Origin of the sequence: Bartonella sp. MU37NMGALS (assembly GCF_042194015.1) — a bacterium.
In the GTDB taxonomy this organism is placed as follows: Bacteria; Pseudomonadota; Alphaproteobacteria; order Rhizobiales; family Rhizobiaceae; genus Bartonella; species Bartonella grahamii.
This window is the reverse complement of record NZ_JBHIML010000065.1, coordinates 1-1,870: the sequence shown is the minus strand read 5'-3', so window position 1 is coordinate 1,870 and position 1,870 is coordinate 1. Positions and strand designations below refer to the sequence as shown.

The 1,870-nt window shown below is 36.0% G+C and carries 1 pseudogene; it reads right to left on the bottom strand.

Annotated elements, in window-relative coordinates:
- Positions 1-1,134 (bottom strand): annotated as a pseudogene (locus tag ACFIJP_RS08930) (hypothetical protein); the annotation flags it as partial.
- Positions 1,135-1,870 lie beyond the last annotated feature (736 nt).

Here is a 1,870-nt window from a genome sequence, read left to right as displayed (position 1 = left end):
ACTCACTGCACCCATAGTACTTTTCCATGAATACCCTGTGTCATCTGCAGCTCTTTTAAAATAAGGAGAAAAACCAGGAATACCAGCAGCAACATCAGCTACAGAACTGCTCCCTAGAGCAACACTGCCGTCATCACTTGCCAGCGCTTTATATCCCACAGCAACAGAAAATTGTCCCAGTGCATCTGCACTCGCACCAAAAGCACTCGCATATGCTTTCTTAGTAGACGCAAAATCTCCCACAACTGTTGAAAAACTACTCTCCGCTTTTGTAACGCTTGTACCAGCATTATATTTGTTACCTATTGCGATACTATTTGCACCCATAGCTTGCGCCCCATGACCTATAGCAATGCTTTCTGACTTTTGCGCTTCTGCATCAACGCCTAAAACAACAGTATACTGCGCCCTCGTCACAGGTGCGTCGAAATCAAGAGCCCTTACATAATCATTAGCTGCAAGTACTCTATTTTTTTCATTAATATCCTGCACCTTAGATCCACTAGTTTCAACTCCACCGATTGCAGTACTATAAATGCCTTCCGTTTTTGCCCCCCACCCCAAAACAGTATTGTTGTCTTTAGCACGTTGCATTCCTGCAGTTCCACCCCGCAAAAAGTCAGAAACATTAACCGGGGCTGTATTCTCATCATACTGCGCAAGCTGTTGGTCTACAGAGCTATCAACCATAAATGACCGTGGACCAATGAGAGACTTTTTATATTGCTCATCTGTATCTAGTTTTTGTACCAATAAATTTTTGTTCTCTGCCTTCAGAACATCTACGACAGGACTCCTATCGCTCTTACCAGAAAGGGTTTTAATTAAAAAACTTGCATAGTCATCAGCAACATTAATCTTTTCTAATCCGGCTTTATTGAGTGCTGTTAAATAATTGTCTTTTGAGACAGAAGAAGCATTCAAACCAGCAACAGAGACAATGCTTTGTGGATAAGATACACCAGCACTTTTTACACCTTCGAGAAATGTGTTTCTAAAATCAGAATTTGCTGAAAAAACAGGGGTAACATTCGATAAAAATGTAACCGCCGTAGCTAACGAAAGAACTTTAATAAAAGAAAAACGAGAACGTTTTAATTCACTCGCTGCTTGTGGGGCACATAATTTTTTCATAACAAACTCTCCAATGAAAAAACTTTAGAAACACCTCCAAAACATAAAAAAGACACATTTTAGCATTATTGATCCCTCTGGAATTTAGAATAGAGGGTCATTGCTTGGAGTGTGAACATTTTGAGTCTTTAGTTTTGTTTTGTTTGTGCTTCCTTTGTTAGGACCTAAATGTTTGTTTCTTTGATTATGTTTTGTAGACATAAAGATGACACATTTAGAGTCTAAGGGTTTTAATGTACTGTTTTTTACTAACTAAAAAGAGGTCTTGCATATTTAATATTACTTTGGTGGTTGTTACTATAAAATCGTTTTACAAAGCTTTTGTTATGTATTTTCCTAATTATAGACTTTAGTTTTATTAGAAAGCATTTTTTTATTAACAATAAGTAAAGTAAAAAGAGATTGTGGTACGTTAGAAATATGGCTTGCCTTGGATAATTGGCTTTTTAGTTAGGTTATCTCTTTTTAAAATATCATATAATAATGCATGTGCAGCCTTGTGAAGCGCCTTTTACCTTTACGCATTACTTATCCCCTCCTTTGAAAGTTATTTTATCAAAATGAGTCTTACTAATATACATTTCTGTACCATTATAGACTGTTTAAGAAAATAGCAACATAGAAATATGACTTTTTAGCAATATGGATTCTATTGTGATATTTTTGCAATAAAAGCATATAAGGATCTTCTATAAAATCTCAAAGTTTATAGCGTCATCAAATATTATGTTTGTCT